The sequence below is a fragment of the Mesorhizobium sp. WSM4845 genome (assembly GCF_055811455.1).
In genome coordinates, this window is sequence record NZ_JBVVQA010000021.1 from 17068 (window position 1) to 36459 (window position 19392).

A 19392-nucleotide genomic window follows, 5' to 3' on the forward strand; every position below is an offset into this window, starting at 1 on the left:
GCCGTCTGCCTTCGATGGAGTTGACTATCCTCCCAAAGTGATGTTCAATCAAACGAAATGGAATGATAGTTTGCATCAGAAAAATTGAAGGTCGATCCCGATGAACGCCCCACTCAATCATCCGTTGCCGCTGCTCGATCTCGACGTCTTGCGCACCTTCGTGGCGATCGCCGAGACCGGCAGTTTCACCACCGCTGCCAGTGCCGTCTTCCGCACGCCGTCGGCCGTCTCCATGCAGATCAAGAAGCTGGAGGACATTCTCGGCCGCTCGGTGTTTGCGCGCGACGCGCGCTCGGTGACGCTGACCACGGATGGCGAGATGCTGCTCGGCTACGCCCGCCGGCTGTTGTCGATCAACCGCGAGGTGGTGTCGAAGTTCATCATCCCCGACATTGTCGGGGTGGTGCGGCTCGGCTCGCCCGACGACTATGGCGAGCGCGTGCTGCCGCACGTGCTGAAGCGTTTTGCACAGTCGCATCCTTCGATCGCCGTCGACGTGACCATCGACCAGAGCGTCAATCTGCGTCGGCGCATGGACGACCGGGCGCTCGACATCACGCTTCTCACCAATTCATACAAGACCAGCGCGCTCGGCGCCGAAGTGCTGCTCACCGAACCGATCGTCTGGGCCGGCGCCAAGGGCGGCTGCGCGCATCTGCGCGAACCGCTGCCGGTGTCATTGTGGGAAGAGGGCTGCGCCTGGCGGGCCGGGGCGCTCGAAGCGCTTGGGCGTGAGGGCCGCAACTACCGCGTCGCCTATATGAGTGCGCACACCGCCGGCCAGCGCGCCGCAATCATGTCCGACCTCGCGGTGGCGCCGCTGCCGAAATCGTTCCTCGGCAGCGACATGGTCGAGCTTTGCCCGAAGGACGGCATGCCCGATATCGGCACCTACAATCTGGCCATGGTCGTGGCGCCGGACGCCAGCGCGCCAGTGAAAGCCGTTGCCGATCACATCCGCGCGACCTTCGAAGTGTTCAAAGAAACCGGAAAGTTTTGATTCAGGACTTCGACGGCGTAGACAGGTTGTGAGTGGGGACTTCACGACCTGTCCTTTGCAGTGCCAATTCGCCGGCCTTGGCATGATAGCTTTCGGTGTCGCTGGCTAAAAACGTCACGATGCTGTCCCGCGCGCGCCGCGCTTCTGGCATGTCGATCAGCGGCCAAGCATGGAACATGCCTTGCTCGTGCACAACCTCTATCGCGACACCGGCGGCACGGGCCTTTTGCGCGAAGATCAGATTGTCGGGGGTCAGCATGTCGCGCGAACCGGTCAAAAGCAGCGTTTTCGGCAACACCGAGAGGTCACCGTAAAGCGGACTGATGCGCCAGTCGCTGGGATCTATGCCGGCACTGTAGAGCCGGACTGCCTCCAGCCCGCCAGGAATTCCCAGCCACGGATCGTAGCGTTCCGCCTCGAACACTTCGGGGTTGGCGAGCGACAGATCGAGCCCGGGCGAAATCAGCACATGGCGCGACGGCAATGGCAGGTCGGCTTCCGCGGCCATCATGGTCAGCACCACGGCCATGTTGCCGCCGGCGGAATCGCCAATGAAGACGATGTCCTGCGCTTCCGTTTCGTCGAGCATCTGACGGTAGACCTCGCCGACCATGCCGAACATGGCGTGGAAATCGTGTTCGGGAGCAATGGGGTAGATCGGCACGGTGATGCCGAAGCCCAGCCGGTCGGCCATATCGGCGATCAGTCCCCAGTGATAAGACGTGATTTGAAAGACATAGGCGCCGCCATGCAGGTAGAGGATCCGCTTTCGCTCGCCGGTCTTCGGCGCGATCTCGTACACCGGAAAGCCGTCCACGCTGCGCGTCGCGATCTCGAAACGCTGATGCAGCGATGCGGGCGGCTGATGGTTCTCCGTCTTGCGGGCGTAGGCGATCCAGCGCTGCAGGTTTTCCGGGCTGGAAAAGGCTTTCTTGCGGCTATACCTGAGCACGAAGGAAACGACGTGGCTTTTGATACTGGGCATGCGGACACACGGACTTCGGCTGAGCCGACTAAGAGAACCCCTCGCAATCGAAGATCGTGCCTTCGCCCAGAATGTCAAGATTTGCGCGGTCTCAACACGGCCCTGTGATCTGGCTGGCAATCAAGGCCAGCGCAGCATCGCTCAGCGCCTGGGCAGCAGTACGGCGCGCAGCCGACGGTCGCTTGCTGCCGGAGCCGAATGACGGTTCCGGCGCTTGGCCAGCAGCTTGCATCTGTCGGCGAAGGTCATCAGCGCGCCGAACCCAGAAGCAGGGCCGAGAAGGTGACCTGCGGGTCGTTGCGCGGCGACACGGGCCAGCCGATATCCTTCTGAATTTCGGGCGGCAGGCTGTTCATGGCCCGGACCGACCTGTTCCTGTTGTGCGCATGCTTGATGGCCGTACCAAAGCGGCCGAGGCTTTCGAACATCGACATCTTCATCTCCCTTGGAGTGCTGCGGCGGCTGAAAGTTATTTCCTGCCTGCCGTTCGATGCCGGTTAAATGCGCCGCGTATGTATCGGGTGGATTTCGCGAAAACAGCGCCTTGTTTCTGTTTGGACTGATCCGGAAACATATGCATGCAAATGAGAATAAGGGTGAGTGCAGCTTTTAGCAGCGGGATGCTAGCCCCGGCCGCGCCGGGCGGCGTGGCCTTCGCGCGAACGACGCCGTGGGGCGGCATCGCCGGCAATGCCGTCCTCGCTCACGGTCTTGCGCGGCGGCAGCTTCACCGCCGCCGATAGTTTTGGGAACGGGTCGATCTTGTTCGGCAGCGCCATGGCATAGACGAAATGCTCCTGGAATCTCGGCTCCAGCGCCGTCTCGATCTTCTCGATCCGGCTCACCGTTTCCTCGATCTCGCGGCGATAGCCGCGATTGAGCAGCGCCATGCGCGCACCGGCACCGGCGGCGTTGCCGACGGCCGAGACCTTGTCGAGATCGCAGTCGGGGATCAGTCCCAGCACCATGGCGTATTTCGGATCGATGAAGGAGCCGAAGGCGCCGGCGAAGTGGATGCGGTCGACATGATCGGTGTGCTGCTTTTCCATCAACAGCTTGGTGCCGGCATAGAGTGCTGCCTTGGCGAGCTGGATGGCGCGCACGTCGGTCTGGGTGATGGTGATCCTCGGCTCACCCTCCTTCAGCACGTAGGAGAAGGTGCGGCCACTGGCGGTGACGCGCGGCGAGCGGGCGCAGAGCCCACCGTCGACGACGCCGTCCTCGGAGATGATGCCGGCCAGGTACATCTCGGCGACCACCTCGATGATGCCGGAGCCGCAGATGCCGGTGACGCCGGTTGCCTGGACGCTGTCGAGGAAGGCGGGCTCGTCGGACCACAGTTCCGAGCCGATGACGCGGTATTTCGGCTCCAGCGTGTCGGGATCGATGCGGACGCGCTCGATGGCGCCGGGCGCAGCGCGCTGGCCGCCGGAGATTTCCGCGCCCTCGAAGGCCGGACCGGTGGGCGACGAGGCCGCCACGACCCGCTGGCGATTGCCGAGCACGATCTCGGCATTGGTGCCGACATCGACGATCAGCATCATCTCGTCCTGGCGGTGCGGGCCTTCCGACAGCGTCACCGCAGCCGCGTCGGCGCCGACATGGCCGGCGATGCAAGGCAGCATGTAGAGCCTAGCGCCCTGGTTGAGCTTCAGGCCGATATCCGACGCCTTGATGTGCACGGCGCCCGAGACAGCCAGCGCGAAGGGCGCGCCGCCGAGCTCGGTCGGGTCGATGCCGAGGAACAGATGGTGCATGATCGGATTGCCGACGAAGACGCAATCCAGGATGTCGTTGCGCTGGACGTTGCCTTCCGCGCAAACCTTGTCGACGAGACCCGAGATCGCCTCGCGCACCGCGACCGTCATGCCTTCGCGGCCGTCCGGGTTCATCATCACATAGGAAACGCGGCTCATCAGATCCTCGCCGAAGCGGATCTGCGGGTTCGACGTGCCTGACGAGGCGGCGACGCGGCCCGACAGCAGCGACACCAGATGCATGGCGATGGTGGTCGAGCCGATATCGCAGGCAAGCCCGTAGGCCTCGTTCTTGAGGCCGGGCCACAACGAGATGACCCGCGCGGTCTCGCTGTCGGCATCCTTGTGGATGGCGGCGGTCGCGGTCCAGTTGCCTTTGCGCAGGATGACTTGCACCTGCGGCAGCAGATGGAAATCGAAATCGAGGCTGTTGAGCCCCCAGTCCTTCATCAGCGCGATCTTCAGGCGATCGAGATCGCCTGATGGATTGTGCATGTCGGGCTCTTCGATCTCGACATAGCACATGTGGATTGCCGAATCGCGGGCAATGACCCTGGTGTCGGCATCCTTGCGAATGGTCTGGGCGTTGATGACCGTGTCCTGCGGCACATCCACGACGAGATCGCCCAGGATCTGCGCCGAGCAGGACAGGCGGCGCCGTTCGGGAAGGCCGCGCACGCGTTCGTAGCGTTCCTCCTTGGCGCCCTTGGGCGAGATGTGGTCGTTGGAAGAGACGATCTTGTGCTTGGCGAAATTGCCTTCCTGCACCTCGACCTGGCAGCGCCCGCAGGTGGCGCGTCCACCGCACACGCTCTCGACATAGACGCCGAGCTGGCGTGCGGCATCGAGCACCGGCGTGCCGACCGGAAACCGCCCGCGCTTGCCGGACGGCATGAACAGCACGAGTGGATCGGTGATGTTGGCAGGAGAGTTCACGATTGCGCGCTTATCCTCGGGCCATACGGGCTTCACGACCCCCGCGCCGGCGACCGCCATTGCCATTACCTTCGCCCGGCGCATTGACTTGCGTGGGCGCCGCGATCGCCTGGCCGCCTTCGGCCGGCTTGTAGTCCTTGTAGGTCCTGATCCAGTTGGTGCAGTTCTCGTCGGTGCCGTTCAGCACATTGGCGCCGCGCACCGCTTCCATCTCTTGCGGACGCACCGGGTTCATGATCGCCGAGGTCATGCCGGCGCCGATCACCATCGGGATGAAGGCAGCATTGATGCCGTGGCGGTGCGGCAGGCCGAACGAGATGTTTGACAGGCCGCAAGTGGTGTTTACCTTGAGCTCTTCACGCAGCCGGCGCAGCAGGGCAAAGACCTGGCGGCCGGCGTCGCCGAGCGCGCCGATCGGCATGACCAGCGGATCGACGACCACGTCATGCGCCGGAATGCCGAAATCGGCGCAGCGCTCGACGATCTTCTTGGCGACGGCGAAGCGCACATCCGGATCCATCGAAATGCCTGTCTCGTCGTTGGAGATGGCAACCACCGGGACATTGTATTTCTTGACCAGCGGCAGGATGGCTTCGAGCTTTTCTTCCTCGCCGGTGACGGAGTTGACCAGCGGCCGGCCCTTGGCGACCCTGAGCGCCGCCTCGATCGCCGCGGTCACCGAACTGTCGATCGACAGCGGCAGGTCGACCAGCCCCTGCACGATCTCCAGCGTCTGCACCAGCAGGCCGGGTTCGGTCTCGTTCGGGTTGACCGAGGTGACGCCGGCATTGACGTCGAGCATGGTCGCACCGCAGGCGGCCTGTTCCAGCGCGTCCCTGATGACGGTATCGAAATTGCCTGCGATCATCTCGGCCGCGAGCTTCTTGCGCCCGGTTGGATTGATGCGCTCACCGATCACGCAGAAGGGCTGGTCGAAGCCGATGATGATTTCTCGTGTCGCCGAGGCGACGATCGTCCGGGTCATGCAATCTCTCCCTCGTGATATAAAGACTTCTTTATATCGTTTCTGTTTTCGATCAAGCGAATGGTGGCGTCCGCGCCATCAATGCGCGGTCTTAACCATGTCGACCTGCGTTTCGGTGATCTCGTCGTGCAAAATGTGGTCGAGCCGGTCGGCGACGAGCTGATCGTCGCGGCGGATTTCGCGTTTCCAGGGCTGGCGCCCCTTCAGCACGCCCGATTCATCGACGATCTCGGCGACATATTCCTCCTGGCGATAGGCCATCACATGGACGCCGCAGACGCCGGGAATTTCTTTCACCTCGTTGATGATATCGATGCAGAGCTGCTTGCCTTCCTTCTTCTGGTCCTGGGCGCCTTCCAGCCGCTTGACGATCGAATCGGGGATATGAATGCCCGGCACGTTTGAGCGGATCCATTTGGCGGTCTTGGCCGAGGCCAGCGGTCCGACGCCGCACAGGATGAAGCATTTTTCCGTAAAACCGAGATCGCGGACCTGCTGCATGTAGGTGCGGAACATCGGCACGTCGAAGCAGTACTGGCTCTGCACGAATTGCGCGCCGGCGGCGATTTTCTTGCCCAGCCGGTAGGGGCGGAAATCGATCGGCGGCGCGAAAGGGTTGATCGCCGCGCCGAGGAAAAGCTGCGGCGGCGTCGTCAGCTTGCGGCCGGACAGGAACTTGCCGTTGTCGCGCATGATGCGGCAGGTTTCCAGCAGTGACATGCAGTCGAGATCGAATACCGGCTTGGCGCCTGGCTGGTCTCCGGCCTGCACGCCGTCGCCGGTCAAGCACAGCATGTTGGCGACGCCCATCGCCGCCCCGCCCAGCACGTCGCCCTGGATGGCGATGCGGTTCCTGTCGCGGCAGGCGATCTGCATGATCGGGGCATAACCCATGCGGGTCAGCAGCGCACAGATGCCGACCGACGACATGTGGCAGTTGGCGCCCGAGGCGTCGACGGCGTTGATGGCGTCGACCCAGCCGTCGAAGATTTTGGCGCGGTTGTAGACGTCTTCCGGATCGGCGCTGTCCGGCGGGTTGAGCTCGGTGGTCACCGCGAATTCGCCGCGCCTCAGGACGCGCTCCAGCCGGCCGCGCGAGGTGTGGCCGGGCAGGGGGTCGAGCGGCAGATGGATGCCGGCCGGGTTCTCGTCGGGCTGGCGGCCGATCATGCCGGTGCCCCAGGTTTTGGAACATTGCGCGCGGCTTCGCGGGCGGCGGCGGCCTGTGCGGTCACCCGCAGCCATGCCGAGGTCTCGCGCAGCGACTGGTCGACCGGCTTCTGCACGTCGAGGATCTTGTCGCCATGCACCATGTTGCGTGAACCTTCCCAGGCCTTGACCCAGACGCACGGCATATCAGGCTCGACCTCGCAATTGCCGTTGGCGCGCACACCGCCGCAAGGGCCGTTGCGCAATTGCTTGGGGCAATTCATCGGGCACGACATGCCGGTAGAAGAAAGGACGCACTGGCCGCACATTCGGCAGTCGAACATAAAACCCTTGACGCGTTTTTCGACGAATTTGATCGGACCTTCGACGCGGCCGTAACCGATGCGCTTCCACAGCGGATGGAGGAGCAAAAACATGTCGGAGAACCTGGCGTAGAACCATTCGAGCAGTCGCGAGTGGCGGACGGACCACAGCCTGACCGCGAAGGAGCGCTGCACGCGCCGCTGCGGCGATACGTCGGCCGGCTTGTAGTCGGATTTCGGCGCTGCCTTCTTGACCAGAGTGGCCTGGGTAATCGCCGAGGTCGTTTCAGACATCTTCTTTTCCGCCCGCCTTGACCAGAGCGACCAGCCGCTCGCGGTCGTATTTCGCGTCGATGTCCTGAAAGGCTTTTTCCGCCTCGCCTTCAAGATCGTCGCTGACCGGCATGGGGTCGGCCTTGCGCCATTCGGCAAGGTAGTCGTCGGTGCCGCCGGCGCCGGTACGCATCGCGCACATGTCGATCGCCTCGGTAAAGCGCAGCGGCAGTTCGCGCTTGGCGTTCTGCCGGCCCTTCTTGACGATGACCTGGGCGGGGATGTCGCGCCAGTAGACGACGATCAGATCGGCCATGAATTTCCTACTCCTCGCGCATGACCCCGAAAATCGGCATCGATTTTGGAAAGGATCATGCGCCGACTTAAAGTGCTACAGCGTCCATTGCGCGTCCAATAGGACGCGCGGCGCTGTAGTGAGTGCGAGCATTGCCGGAAGCGCTGTCGGGCTGCTTGTTATGGGACGACGCGCGCGCATTCAAAAGCGACGCAATTGGCAGCCGCAACGGAAACGCGAAAATATTCGATGCTTGGCCTGGTTTTGATCAGCCGGCGCGACGATCGAAGCTGCCGACAAGCTTCCTGTGGAAGCGGACATAGCCTCGCTCGGTCGTGCGCAGATGTTCGGCGACAATTTGGTGGAAACGCGGCAGGCGGTGAAAGGGAACGGCAGGATAAGAATGGTGCTCGGAGTGGTAAGGCATGTTCCACGCCATGAAGCGTACCAGGCTTGTGGTAAAGGTGGTGCGGGTGTTTTCGAGCATGTTGGCGACATGCGGGCAGAGCGCGTGCTCGGCCAGCAGATAGGCCCGCAAAAACGGCTGACCGACGAGCACCGGCACAATCCAGACCCACAACAGCAGCGCTGACTGCACGGCCAGGGAGGCTGCCAGCAGCATCGCATAGGCGATCAGAAACCAACGCGCTTGCGAAATCACCTTGTCGCGGCCTTTTTCCGGCACGAAGCCGTCGCGGTTGCGGCCGGCGGCGTTGACGACGATCACGCGCGCCATGCCGCTCCAATAGGGGATCCCGGAGAGATAGCGCACATACTGGCCGATGGTCTCCGGTTTCGGAGCCATCAGTTCGGGGTCGTTGTCCGGATCGTGCGTGTGGCGATGGTGCGCGAAATGGAAATAACGGAACCATGCCGGCGGCAGCAGGATCAGGAAGCCGGTCACGGCGGCGATGGCGCGATTGAGCCACGGCGTCCTGAAGGCCGTTTCGTGGATCGTCTCGTGCAACAGCGTGAAGAAAAAGACGATCAGGATCCCCTGCGGCAGCACGAGAACCGGCCAGAACGGGATGCGGGCGGCGATCAGCGCACCCAGCACGACAACCAGCCCGCCGTGAACGGCCAGCCGGACAATGCCAGGCCTGTCCAGTTTGGCGGTGAGGTCGCGACGATCATGGACCAAAAGGCTGGCGATGATGGTGCGGTGGTCGATTTCGCTCATAACGGCGCAAGCTTATCGCCAGGGCGCTGTCCGGTAAATCGGCGCTCGTTGCCAGACGCCGGTTTTTGCGCCGGTCCAGAAATAGACCCAGATCGTCGGATGGTACCATTGTTTCCAAGACAGGCCGCGGCGCGCCGCCCGCAAAGACATAGTGCTAGTCGTGAAAATCTGACGGTTGATACCCAAATCGAATTGCATCGATGGGCGGTTAACTGCCTTCCGTGTCGCCGATTGGAACGCACAGGCAGCGCCATATCAAGACCTTCGTGGTCTCACTTGCGAAATCGTGATCCGCACTCAATCCAGACCTCTAGTGATTGGACTTGACGCGCTACTTCGGGACGAGCGACCCGGCGTGGCTTCCTGGGGTTGGATGAATCGCGCCGTTTCGGCCGGGGTCGTTATGTGGCTCATTCGAGCGCAATAGAGCGCGACTCGCGATCACTCTAGGCTGGTCTTGCCGAGCTGAGTGTACCAAGTAGCGTTGTCCCAAAAGCTCGTGATCTTGATGATCCGGCCTTCCTCGTTAGTTTCCAGAATGAACAGATGGCGCAACCAATACTCCTTGCCTTTGTTCGTGATTCCAAACGCGTCCTTAGTCTGCTTTCCGCCGATGTGAACATCCACGAAGGCAACGTCACCGCTCTTGTCCTCCCAGATTGTGCTAACCTCGTTGCGCAGGTCAGGGAAAGCATCGATCAGCGTCCGCCAGACCGGCACGCCATCTTTGAGGACATTGCCGGAACCAGAGTCACCGAAAGGCACGTAGACGAACGTGGCATTCTCGGTAAAAAGAGTGGTCATGGCGTCTACCTTCCGATCGCGGTAAGCGTCGAAGAATTTCTTTGCCGCTTCCGCTGCATTTGCCGCTTCCGCCGCAGCGACCGCGAAGGCAGACAAGGTGATTGCGATCAGCACCGCCGCCGAAATCCGAGCTGGGTGTAATTTTTCCCGTGTCCTGAGTGAATGGAACGTCATCATCTCCTCCCTGAGATTGTTGACTGCAGCAGATTGTCCAAAACGGCAGATCAGGATTCTACTAGATCGAGGAACGTCCTCGCTTCCTTGATGTCCGGCGTCGCGAAGCCCTCTGTGAACCAGCCGCAAACCGGTGCGAGAAGGTCGTGGACCCTTTGCCGCTCGTTTCCCTGGACCCAGAGTCGGGCAAGAGATGTGGCGGCTCGCAGCTCCCAAAGCTTGGCGCGTTGATGTTGGGCCACGGTAAGCGCGTGCAGGAAGGAAGCCTCGGCCTTCTCGTCCGCCTTCAAGTCCAGGAGCAGTTCGCCCTTGCGGAGGTGCAACTCAGTCTCGTTCCACCGCTCGTTGGTCTCGGTGATCAATGCGAGCCCTTCCTCGATCCTGTCGAGTGCCGCGCGTGGGTTGCCAAGCCTGCTGAGGGCGCTGGCGAGCATGAGCAGCCAGCGTGGCACAAAAAGCTTAGCGTCGTGCCCACGCCATTCGACTATGCCGTCACGCATTTGAGCAAGACCGCTATCCGACTCACCCGCCTGGATCAGAACCCAACCCTTGAGAATGACCCCTGCTGTACGCCAAAGTGAGAAACCGTGCTCCGTACTGATTGAGATCAGTTCATCGACAATGGCCTCATCCGCACCAAAGTTGCTGTCGCGCTTATACGCGCCGAGATCTCTCGAATAAGTGCAAAACAGGGCCGATTGGAACAGGCCGAACGCCGCGGATGGGCTGTGCCGGTGGTGTCTTATAGCCTGTAACAACTCGGTGTATTTCTCGAATGCTTGATCGGGATAACCGAGGTGCAGCAGCGCGTGGGCGATATAGCAAAGGTTTGCGATACGGGGATCATAGGCGAATCGATAGGCAAGCCCAGCGTGCTCGTTCGGATCGTACAGCGCCAACGACGCCTCCATATGCTTGCGTCCGGCATCAAAATCTCCCCGGTGCACCGACGTGATGCCGACGCACCGGTGTGCGATCATGATTGTGGCCCGATCGCAGTCGCATTCGGCCCTGCGCAGCATCGATGTCGTCGTTGCCAGCGCAGCATCGAGTTGACCACGCAGGAGGTAGACGAGATACCGGCCGTAATCGGCCACGCTGCGCAGAGTGATGTCGTCCACTCGCTCGCACAACTCCTCGGCTCGCGCGAACGCCGCTGCGGTGGCCGGCGACGACCAACCTTTGGCCGCCATAAAGGCGGTGCCCAAAGCCACCTGCATATCCAGCTCCAGGCGGACGCGCTCCTGACTGTCAGGTAGCGTGCGGACAAGTCTTAGCCCATTTTCCAGGTGCGCGATCGACTCCAAAATTGCAGAGCGCTGGATCGCCGATTGCGCGGCTTGCCACCAGTAGCTGACTGCCCGTTCGATAAGGCCTGCCTCGGTGCAGTGATGGGCAATGATCTCCGGCAAAGCCTCGGAACCTGCTGCCACACGCTCTTCGAGAGCCGCGGCGATGCGCGCGTGCATCTGCTGCCGCCGAGTTTTAAGAAGGCTGGAATACGCCGCATCCTGGACGAGCGCATGCTTGAAGCTGTAGGTCGCCTCCGGCGGCGCACCGCGGCAATAGATCAGCTCGGACCTGCAGAGCTGGGCCAAAGCGTCCTGCAGTTTGCCTTCGTCGTGCGGCGCCACGGCGGCCAGCAGATCGTGCGAGAATTCGCGGCCGATTACTGCCCCGATCTGCGCCACCTCCTTGACCGGCGCCAGGTGGTCGAGGCGAGCCATTAGCGAGTCGTGCAGCGTAGCCGGGATTGCCAGCGGCGGGAGAGTCCCAGTCAACTCGAAATGATTGCCGACCTCCCGCAAGAGGCCTGACTCCAGGACTGTCTTGGTCAGCTCCTCAACGAATAGCGGAACCCCGTCAGTTCGCGCCATGATCTGGTCCAGAACCTCGCGCGGTAGCGCCTTGCCGCCGGTGACGCGGAGAGCCACGGCTGCGCCGTGCCGTCGCGTCAGACGAGAAAGCGAGAGCTGGGTCACATGGGCATGGCTGGTCCAGGGTGGGCTGAATTCCGGCCGGAAGGTGATCAGAACCAGTGCCGGCAGACGCTGGACCCGCTCAATTACCCGGCCCAACAGCTCAAGTGTCGAAGGATCGATCCAATGCACATCCTCATATACGGCCAACACAGGCTTCTGCTTGGCGAGGCCGGCGAGCTGCTCGACCAAGATTTCCAGCGTGCGTTGCTTGATGCGCTGCGGCGGCAGATCGATTGGCGGGTAGCGTGTTTCAGTTGGGATCGCAAGCAGAGCGGCCAGTACTTGCGCCGCCTCCCGGTCCTGCTCGCCGCCCCGAGCGAGCAGAGTTTCAAGTTTATCGAGCTTCATCTCGGCGGTGTCATCACGGTCGAAATGCGCCGCCCGCTCCAAAAGTCCGACCACCGGATAAAGCGCACTGTTGGTGTGGTACGGCGAGCAGTAATTGCTGAGCGGGATGTACGATTCGCTGGCCAAGTGCTCGCGCAGGGCGCGCACAATGCGCGACTTGCCAATCCCCGGCTCCCCGGAGAGGAGGATCACCTGTCCTTCACCTTCCTCCGCCCGCGACCAGCGTTCCAGAAGCAGAGCCAGCTCCTGCTCGCGGCCAACGAGCTTCGTCAGCGCGCCGGTGTGGAATGCCTCGAAGCGGCTTTCGGCCCGGCCCTCGCCTCTGACGGAATAGGCTTTCAAGGCCGTCTCGAAGCCCTTCAGAACCTGTGGTCCCAGATCCTCCAACTCGAACAGATCGCCCAGCAGATGTCTTGTGCTCTCGGCGACAATTACGCTGCCCGGCCGGGCCAAGTCCTGCAGTCGCGAGGCCAAGGTCGGCGTCTCGCCGACCACCGCCCGCTCGCGCGCTTCCTTGTCGCCGACAAGCTCACCGACCACCACGAGACCCGTCGCGATCCCCACCCGGCCCGCAAGCGGCTTGCCATCCGGCGCCCGCAGTTGCGCCACTGAACTGGCAACCGCCAAGCCTGCGCGCACCGCCCGCTCGGCATCATCTTCATGCGCTCGTGGCCAGCCGAAATATGCCAGCACACCATCGCCCATGAATTTCGCAATGTGTCCCTCGAAGCGGGTAATCTCGCCTGCGCAACAATTCTGGTAGCCTCGGATGATCTCACTCATCTCCTCGGGATCGACCCGAGCCGAAATCGCGGTGGAGCCGACCAGATCAGCGAACATCACGGTCAGTTGCCGCCGCTCGGCACCGGTTGGGGACGCCGGTGCCGACGCAAGTCCGGTGACTTGAGTCAAGGCTTTGACACCTTCAGCTGAGATTGCAGAGGAACTTTCCCGCAGCTCGGCAATAGCCTCCAGAAGCTTCCGGCGGTGCCCTACCGAACTGACGCCGATGTCCTTGAGATCCTCGGCCGTCAGCCGCAGGAGCACTTCGGCCTCGACGTTGTTCTCACGAAAGGCCGTGCCGTATTGCTGCAGCCCTAAGCTGCGCAGCCACTCCTCAATGTCCATGTCCCACTTCCGCGGTGGAGACGCCGGAGGGCTCCTTCGGCAACAGTCCGGCAGTCTTACACAACTGGGGTCCTATGCAACGTCATGGAAGTTGTGGCCGACGGGCTTCTAGCGGCCGGCGTGTTAGCGAGGTAGGCGGATCAACCGTCCGGTCTTTGAATCCTGCCGAATTTCAGATCGCTGGAACGAACGGCAGATCCCCACAGCTGTCCTTAAACCACGCCCGCGCCAAGGTCGCGAAAGAGTCACGACGTTCCCTTGACCTCTCATCAGGGATGGTCCGCAAGGGGTCGTCTCGCGTCCTTCTAGTGGGTACCAAGCGTCAGGTCTTCACCACCAGCGCGTGGGTTCGCTTTGGACCGCCGGGTTAACCCTGATCATCGGCCTGGGTATCAGGGCAGCGGGCTCAGCGCTTGAGCTCAAGGATGTCGAGCTTTGATTCGTGATAGGGGGCCGGGAACTCGATGCGCCACTCGTTGGCGCTGTTGCGAAAGGCATAGCCGAGCTGGTCGCTTTGCGGGCCGCTGCCATAGGGTTTTGCGGGATCGTTGTTGACAAAGAAGGAGCCGAGATAGATCGCGCGCTTTTCGCCGTCGTCGAAGAAACGGCCCTTGGTGCGCTGCGAACCGGTGCGTTTTTCCAGCATCCAGCCCGAACCATCGTCGCTCACTTTGCACTTGAACCAGCCATAGATGACGAGCGGGCTCAGTCCGCCGGCCTTGATGGTGCGGCATTGCCAGTTGCCGGCCAGATCCTTGTCGGAAAACGCGACCAGCGGCTTTGCCAGCAAGGCGTCGAGCTGCTTGACCTCGGCGTCGTCGCCGGCCCTGGCTTCATCAAGGGCTGCCTTGCGCGTCTCGGCATATTTGTCGAGCCGCACCTTGTCGGCGGGCGTGATCAGCTTCTGCACCTCGCCTTCGGCGAGCGCGGGCAGGGCGAAGCAGGAAACGCCTGCGGCAATCAAGAGGCGAGCGATCATCGGTGCGTTTCCCGGTCGACGGCTGGAACAGCCTGTTTTCTCGTTTGGCATACAACTTACCCGTTCGCGGCGGCCTGTCATCCGTGCTTAACAGCAGTCAGCTTAAAACTCGTGGTTTCACCGATGCGGATCTTGCTTACGGGGTCGTCAGGCTGGCTGGGCAGCGCGCTCGCGCTGCGCCTGCGGGCGCTTGGCCATGACGTCATCGGGCTGGATCCGGTCCCGTCGGCGCCAACGCAGGTGATCGGCTCGGTCGCCGACCGTGATCTGGTGATGCGGACGGTCGGGGAAAACCGCATCGAGGCGATCGTCCACAGCGGCGCACTGCACAAGCCTGATATCGAACACCACCGCAATGAGGATTTCATCGAGACGAATGTGCGCGGCACGCTCAACCTGCTCGACGCGGCGGTGTTATCGGGCGTTCAGCGCTTCGTCTTCACGTCGACGACCTCGCTGATGATCTCGAAAGCCATACGCGCCGGCCTCACCGGCGGTGCGCGCAAGGCCGCCTGGCTGACGGAAGACATGTCGCCCGAGCCGCGCAACATCTACGGCGTAACCAAGCTCTCGGCCGAACATCTTTGCCGCCTCTATCACATCCAGTCCGGACTGCCGGCGATCGTGCTGCGCACCGCCCGGTTCTTTCCCGAGGCAGACGACATGGCGCATGCGATCGACCAGTCGGACGCCAACACCAAGGCCAATGAGCTGTTGTTCCGTCGTCTGAGCGTGGAAGATGCCGCCGAGGCCCATGTCGCGGCGCTGGAGAAGGCTCCACAGCTAGGCTTCGACGTCTTCATCATCTCGGCGCCAACGCCGTTCCGGCCTGATGATTGCGAGGCATTGATCGCTGACGCGCCGCCAGTCGTGGCGCGTTATTTTCCGGAGTTTCCGGCGCTTTATGCGCGAAAAGGCTGGACGATGTTTTCCTCGATCGACCGTGTCTACGACGCGTCGCGGGCGCGGGACAGGCTGGGCTTCGTCTGCAAGACGCGCTTTGCCGCTGTGCTTGCCGGGCTTGCAGTGGAAGAAGACCGCGCCTGATCGAACGTCAGCTGTGTGCCGCGGCGCTGGCCAGCTCCGTCGTCAGGTCGCCATAGCCGGTGGAACGGCGCTCATAGGCGAGGCCGAGCATTTTCGCGGCTTTCTCGGCGACCTTGTCGAGTTCCGGATCGTCGGTCTGGGCGATATAGACTAGCTTCTCGTAATTGCCGAAATAGTCCTTGATCAGCTCCGGATGCCTGTCGAGGCCGAGCGGCTTCATGAAGAAGGCATCGAACTGCCGGCACAGGAAATCGGTCATGTAGAACGACATCATGTCGTCGTCGGCGATTTTCGCATAGGCTTCCCTGCCCTGGTAGAAGGCAAAGCAATGCGGACCGGCCATGCGCTCGACCCCATGCTTCTCGCAGACGCGGTCGAGCAGGCCGCCGGTGCCGCAATCGGCGTAGCCGACGAAGATGTTCCTGTAGCCGTCCGCCTTGGCCTTTTCGATCGCCTTGTCCATGGCCGGCGCGATGCGGTCCGGGTAGAAATGGAACTCCGCCGGCAGGCAGGTCAGGTCGAGATGGTCGAGCCCCAGCTGTTCCTTGACGGCCAGAATTTCGCGCGCAATCATCCCGCAGGCGATGACAAGCAGCCTGTCACCTTGATCGGGTTGTAGTTTTCGCGCAATGCTCATGGAACCAGTCTAACCGATTTTCGTTGCTGTCCCACGAATCTATCTGTCGAGGAGATACCATTCATGAAACCGCTACGCATTGCGCCGATCGCCATCCTCGCTTGCGCCCTGGCTCTTTCGGCCTGCGCCAACACCGTCCGCGGCGTCGGCAGGGATGTCAAATCGACAGCCAACGCGGTTGAGGACACGGTCGAGAATCCCTGATCCGCAATCTCATCAACGCGAATCGCGATCAACATAGTTCAAGCAATGCGCGTTAAGTCATTGTAACATCTGGGAACAACAAAGTCGCGTTGCAAGGCTTGGCTCGGTTTATGGTCCATGCCGAATTCGCCCAAGTGAGGTCGAAGCGGCCGGGGTGTCCGCCTATTGCAATTGTTTCGCCAGGTGGGGGTTCGCTGGGGCAGGCACGAAAAGTTGACTTTTCGAATGGGGGACATGCCGGTAATCTTTCCCTGTACCTCAACAACGAAGCTAGGAGCATAGAATGAAGACCGCTCTCTTAGTTGTCGCCGCTCTGGGCCTTTCGGCGTCCGGCGCCGCAGCGGAATGTGTTGGCCACAACAAAACGACGGCTTCCGTAGATCAGCAAACCAAAGCTGCAAGCGTAGATCAGCAAACCAAAGTCGCAAGCGTCGCGAATACAACCGCCGACACGCCGATCCTGAAAAAGGAAGAGGCGAAAGAGTCTGAATAGGCACTTCAAGCCGTTGCGCGGATCGCTGTTGCTTGTTAATGTCTTGACATGCCGGCGTTACGAGCCGCCTCGGCCTGCGTCATAGCATAAGTACGGGCTCCGTACTTATGCTCTTGTGTTCTCCTCGTCAGCTCAGGCCGAAGCGCGGACGTTGTGCTTGCGCTTCATAAAATCCTTGGCGGTTTCGACTGCCACGGCCGCGTCGCGGCAATAGGCGTCGGCGCCGACGGCCTTGCCGAATTCCTCGTTGAGCGGGGCACCGCCGACCAGCACGACGTAGTCGTCGCGGATGCCCTTTTCCTTCATCGTGTCGATGACGACCTTCATGTAGGGCATGGTCGTCGTCAGCAGCGCCGACATGCCGATGATGTCAGGCTGGTGCTGTTCGATGGCGTCGAGGTATTTTTCCACCGCATTGTTGATGCCGAGATCGATGACGTCGAAGCCGGCGCCTTCCATCATCATGCCGACAAGGTTCTTGCCGATGTCGTGGATGTCGCCCTTGACGGTGCCGATCACCATCTTGCCCTGCTTCGGCGCGCCGGTGGCGACAAGCAGCGGACGCAGGATGAACATGCCCGCCTTCATCGCGTTGGCGGACAACAGCACTTCCGGCACGAACAGAATGCCGTCGCGAAAATCCTCGCCGACGATGCGCATGCCTTCGACCAGCGCCTCGGTCAGCACCTTGTAAGGCGCCCAGCCGCGCTCGAGCAGGATGTTGGTGCCTTCCTCGATCTCTTCCTTCAGCCCGTCATAAAGGTCATCGTGCATCTGCTGCACGAGTTCGTCGTCGGAAAGCTCGGAAAGGATGATCTCGTCGTCGGCCATTTTTAATCCAGCTCCTTGCCGCACAGATGCAATTGCGGGGCCTCAAATATCACGTCAATACCTAACCCGCTACAGGCTTGCGTCCATAGCTGATTTGCGACTTCCCGCAAAAGGAAAGCGACTGCAAATCTATTGGAATTCTTGTCGATTTTGCGACAGGCGTTGGCGCTGGCGGGCCGTTTCGAATAGGGTGCATGACTACGATCCGGCCAGAAGCCGCGATATGCGGCAATAATAATTGTGCCAGAACAAAAGTCAGGGAAGAACGATCATGAGTGAGAACGCGCCGGTCGACCAGGAAGCGTCAAACGCGCGGCGCGGACGCGCCGCCAGCGGTGGTGCCGCTGCCCGGCGGGCGGCGCGCTCGGGTAGCGGCCCCGGCACCCAGCTCACCTACATCAAGCGCAAGATCAACGTCTATGAGGTGCTGGACGAGGAAGGGCTGGCGCTGATCGAGAAGAACACCGACACGGTGCTCGAGGAGATCGGCATCATCTTTCGCGACGACGCCGAGGCGCTGCAGCTGTGGAAAGAGGCCGGCGCGGACGTCAAGGGCGAGCGCGTGCACTTCCCGAAGGGGCTCTGCCGCTCACTTTTGAAAACCGCGCCGTCCGTCTATACCCAGCACGCCCGCAATGCCGAACGTTCGGTGCAGATCGGCGGCAACGCCACGGTCTTCGCACCGGTCTACGGCCCGCCCTTCGTGCGCGACCTCGACGGCGTCAGGCGCTATGCGACGATCGAGGATTTCCGGAATTTCGTGAAGCTCGCCTATATGGCGCCGTCGATCCACCATTCGGGCGGCACGGTGTGCGAGCCGGTCGACGTGCCGGTCAACAAGCGCCATCTCGACATGATCTACAGCCACATCAAATATTCGGACAAGCCGTTCATGGGCTCGGTCACCGCGCCGGAGCGCGCCGAAGATACGGTTGCGATGGCCAAGATCGTGTTCGGCGACGATTTCGTCGAGAACAACACGGTGCTGACCAGCCTGATCAACGCCAACTCGCCGATGGTGTTCGACGAGACCATGCTGGGGGCGCTGAAAGTCTATTCGCGCCACAACCAGGCCTGTATCGTCACGCCGTTCATCCTCGCCGGCGCAATGAGCCCGGTGACGGTCGCTGGCACGCTGACCCAGGTCCTGGCCGAAGTGCTGGCTGGCGCGTCGTTCACGCAGCTGATCCGGCCGGGCGCACCGGTGCTGTTCGGCACCTTCGCCTCGTCGATCTCGATGCAGTCTGGCGCGCCGACCTTCGGCACGCCGGAGCCGTCACTGGTTTCCTATGGCGCGGCGCAGCTCGCGCGCCGGCTTGGCCTGCCGTTCCGCACCGGCGGTTCGCTCTGCGCCTCCAAAATCCCGGACGCGCAGGCGGCCTATGAGAGCGCCAACACGCTGAACTCGACGATCCTCGCCGGCACCAATTTCGTGCTGCACTCGGCCGGCTGGCTCGAGGGCGGGCTCGCTTCCTGCTACGAAAAGTTCATGATGGACATCGACCAGCTCGGCATGACCCAGAAGTTCTCCGAAGGCGTCGACCTGTCGGAGAACGGCCAGGCGATGGATGCCATCCGCCAGGTCGGCCCGGGCAGCCACTATCTCGGCTGTGACCACACCCAGGCCAATTTCCAGACGGCATTCTACCGTTCCAGCATCGCCGACAACAATTCCTACGAGCAGTGGCTGGCCGAAGGCGAAAAGTCGGCACCGCAGCGCGCCAACGAACTCGCTCGCCGCTGGCTGGAAAGCTACGAGGCGCCGCATCTCGATCAGGGCATCGACGATGGGCTGAAGGACTTCATCGCCAGCAAGAAGGCGTCGATGGCCGACGCCTTCACTTGAAAGGAGCCCGAGTCAGGCGGGGCTAAAGTCGCCAAC

The 19392-nt window shown here is 61.9% G+C and carries 18 protein-coding genes; 5 read left to right on the forward strand and 13 right to left on the reverse strand.

What is annotated here, in order from left to right:
- The first annotated feature begins 100 nt into the window (after positions 1 to 100).
- Positions 101 to 1000, forward strand: coding sequence for a LysR substrate-binding domain-containing protein (locus AC0L2C_RS22280; protein ID WP_023798923.1), 900 nt, complete (start codon positions 101 to 103; stop codon positions 998 to 1000).
- A gap of 1 nt (position 1001) precedes the next feature.
- Here the strand turns inward: AC0L2C_RS22280 and AC0L2C_RS22285 are convergent, their stop codons facing one another.
- The 11 genes from AC0L2C_RS22285 to AC0L2C_RS22335 all read right to left on the reverse strand — a co-directional run bounded on the left by AC0L2C_RS22285 (position 1002) and on the right by AC0L2C_RS22335 (position 14298).
- The gene (locus AC0L2C_RS22285) at positions 1002 to 1985 is read right to left on the reverse strand and encodes an alpha/beta hydrolase (protein WP_023798924.1); all 984 of its coding nucleotides are present in this window, start codon (positions 1983 to 1985) and stop codon (positions 1002 to 1004) included.
- 248 nt (positions 1986 to 2233) lie between these two features.
- Positions 2234 to 2419, reverse strand: a complete 186-nt coding sequence (locus tag AC0L2C_RS22290; protein WP_023798926.1) for a hypothetical protein — start codon at positions 2417 to 2419, stop codon at positions 2234 to 2236.
- 189 nt (positions 2420 to 2608) lie between these two features.
- Positions 2609 to 4738, reverse strand: a complete 2130-nt coding sequence (locus AC0L2C_RS22295) for an ASKHA domain-containing protein (protein ID WP_473524506.1) — start codon at positions 4736 to 4738, stop codon at positions 2609 to 2611.
- The gene (locus AC0L2C_RS22300) at positions 4689 to 5663 is read right to left on the reverse strand and encodes a methyltetrahydrofolate cobalamin methyltransferase (RefSeq protein ID WP_023798928.1); all 975 of its coding nucleotides are present in this window, start codon (positions 5661 to 5663) and stop codon (positions 4689 to 4691) included. Before AC0L2C_RS22300 ends, AC0L2C_RS22295 begins: the two co-directional genes overlap by 50 nt.
- Positions 5664 to 5741: 78 nt before the next feature.
- Positions 5742 to 6833 carry a methylenetetrahydrofolate reductase gene (locus tag AC0L2C_RS22305; RefSeq protein ID WP_027154501.1) on the reverse strand — a complete coding sequence of 364 codons (1092 nt, stop codon included), beginning with the start codon at positions 6831 to 6833 and terminating at the stop codon, positions 5742 to 5744.
- The gene (locus AC0L2C_RS22310) at positions 6830 to 7429 is read right to left on the reverse strand and encodes a methylenetetrahydrofolate reductase C-terminal domain-containing protein (protein ID WP_473524472.1); all 600 of its coding nucleotides are present in this window, start codon (positions 7427 to 7429) and stop codon (positions 6830 to 6832) included. The genes AC0L2C_RS22305 and AC0L2C_RS22310 overlap by 4 nt, the downstream gene beginning before the upstream one ends.
- Positions 7422 to 7724, reverse strand: a complete 303-nt coding sequence (locus tag AC0L2C_RS22315) for a virulence factor (protein ID WP_128173850.1) — start codon at positions 7722 to 7724, stop codon at positions 7422 to 7424. Before AC0L2C_RS22315 ends, AC0L2C_RS22310 begins: the two co-directional genes overlap by 8 nt.
- A gap of 247 nt (positions 7725 to 7971) precedes the next feature.
- The gene (locus AC0L2C_RS22320; RefSeq protein WP_473524473.1) at positions 7972 to 8883 is read right to left on the reverse strand and encodes a fatty acid desaturase; all 912 of its coding nucleotides are present in this window, start codon (positions 8881 to 8883) and stop codon (positions 7972 to 7974) included.
- 441 nt (positions 8884 to 9324) lie between these two features.
- Positions 9325 to 9861 carry a nuclear transport factor 2 family protein gene (locus AC0L2C_RS22325; protein WP_287342808.1) on the reverse strand — a complete coding sequence of 179 codons (537 nt, stop codon included), beginning with the start codon at positions 9859 to 9861 and terminating at the stop codon, positions 9325 to 9327.
- Between the two features lie 50 nt (positions 9862 to 9911).
- On the reverse strand, positions 9912 to 13319 hold the full coding sequence (locus AC0L2C_RS22330) for an AAA family ATPase (RefSeq protein ID WP_473524474.1): 3408 nt from the start codon (positions 13317 to 13319) through the stop codon (positions 9912 to 9914).
- 406 nt (positions 13320 to 13725) lie between these two features.
- Positions 13726 to 14298, reverse strand: a complete 573-nt coding sequence (locus AC0L2C_RS22335; protein ID WP_128246516.1) for a DUF4893 domain-containing protein — start codon at positions 14296 to 14298, stop codon at positions 13726 to 13728.
- A gap of 123 nt (positions 14299 to 14421) precedes the next feature.
- On the opposite strand from AC0L2C_RS22335, the gene AC0L2C_RS22340 reads away from it, so the two are divergent.
- On the forward strand, positions 14422 to 15345 hold the full coding sequence (locus AC0L2C_RS22340) for an NAD-dependent epimerase/dehydratase family protein (RefSeq protein ID WP_128246517.1): 924 nt from the start codon (positions 14422 to 14424) through the stop codon (positions 15343 to 15345).
- A 7-nt stretch (positions 15346 to 15352) separates the two neighbouring features.
- On the opposite strand, the gene AC0L2C_RS22345 is transcribed toward AC0L2C_RS22340, so the two are convergent.
- The gene (locus tag AC0L2C_RS22345) at positions 15353 to 15982 is read right to left on the reverse strand and encodes a DUF1638 domain-containing protein (protein WP_128166890.1); all 630 of its coding nucleotides are present in this window, start codon (positions 15980 to 15982) and stop codon (positions 15353 to 15355) included.
- Between the two features lie 63 nt (positions 15983 to 16045).
- Between AC0L2C_RS22345 and AC0L2C_RS22350 the strand changes: the two genes are divergently transcribed.
- Both AC0L2C_RS22350 and AC0L2C_RS22355 read left to right on the forward strand, forming a co-directional pair.
- A complete protein-coding gene (locus AC0L2C_RS22350; protein WP_023798937.1) occupies positions 16046 to 16186 on the forward strand; it encodes an entericidin A/B family lipoprotein in 141 nt (46 codons plus the stop codon).
- A gap of 283 nt (positions 16187 to 16469) precedes the next feature.
- A complete protein-coding gene (locus AC0L2C_RS22355) occupies positions 16470 to 16679 on the forward strand; it encodes a hypothetical protein (protein ID WP_128246519.1) in 210 nt (69 codons plus the stop codon).
- Positions 16680 to 16811: 132 nt separating this feature from the next.
- Here AC0L2C_RS22355 and AC0L2C_RS22360 read toward each other — a convergent pair whose 3' ends face one another.
- Positions 16812 to 17510, reverse strand: coding sequence for a corrinoid protein (locus tag AC0L2C_RS22360; protein ID WP_095494578.1), 699 nt, complete (start codon positions 17508 to 17510; stop codon positions 16812 to 16814).
- A 271-nt stretch (positions 17511 to 17781) separates the two neighbouring features.
- Here AC0L2C_RS22360 and AC0L2C_RS22365 point away from each other — a divergent pair, with 271 nt between their 5' ends.
- A complete protein-coding gene (locus AC0L2C_RS22365; RefSeq protein ID WP_128166887.1) occupies positions 17782 to 19356 on the forward strand; it encodes a trimethylamine methyltransferase family protein in 1575 nt (524 codons plus the stop codon).
- The last annotated feature ends 36 nt before the right edge of the window (positions 19357 to 19392 follow it).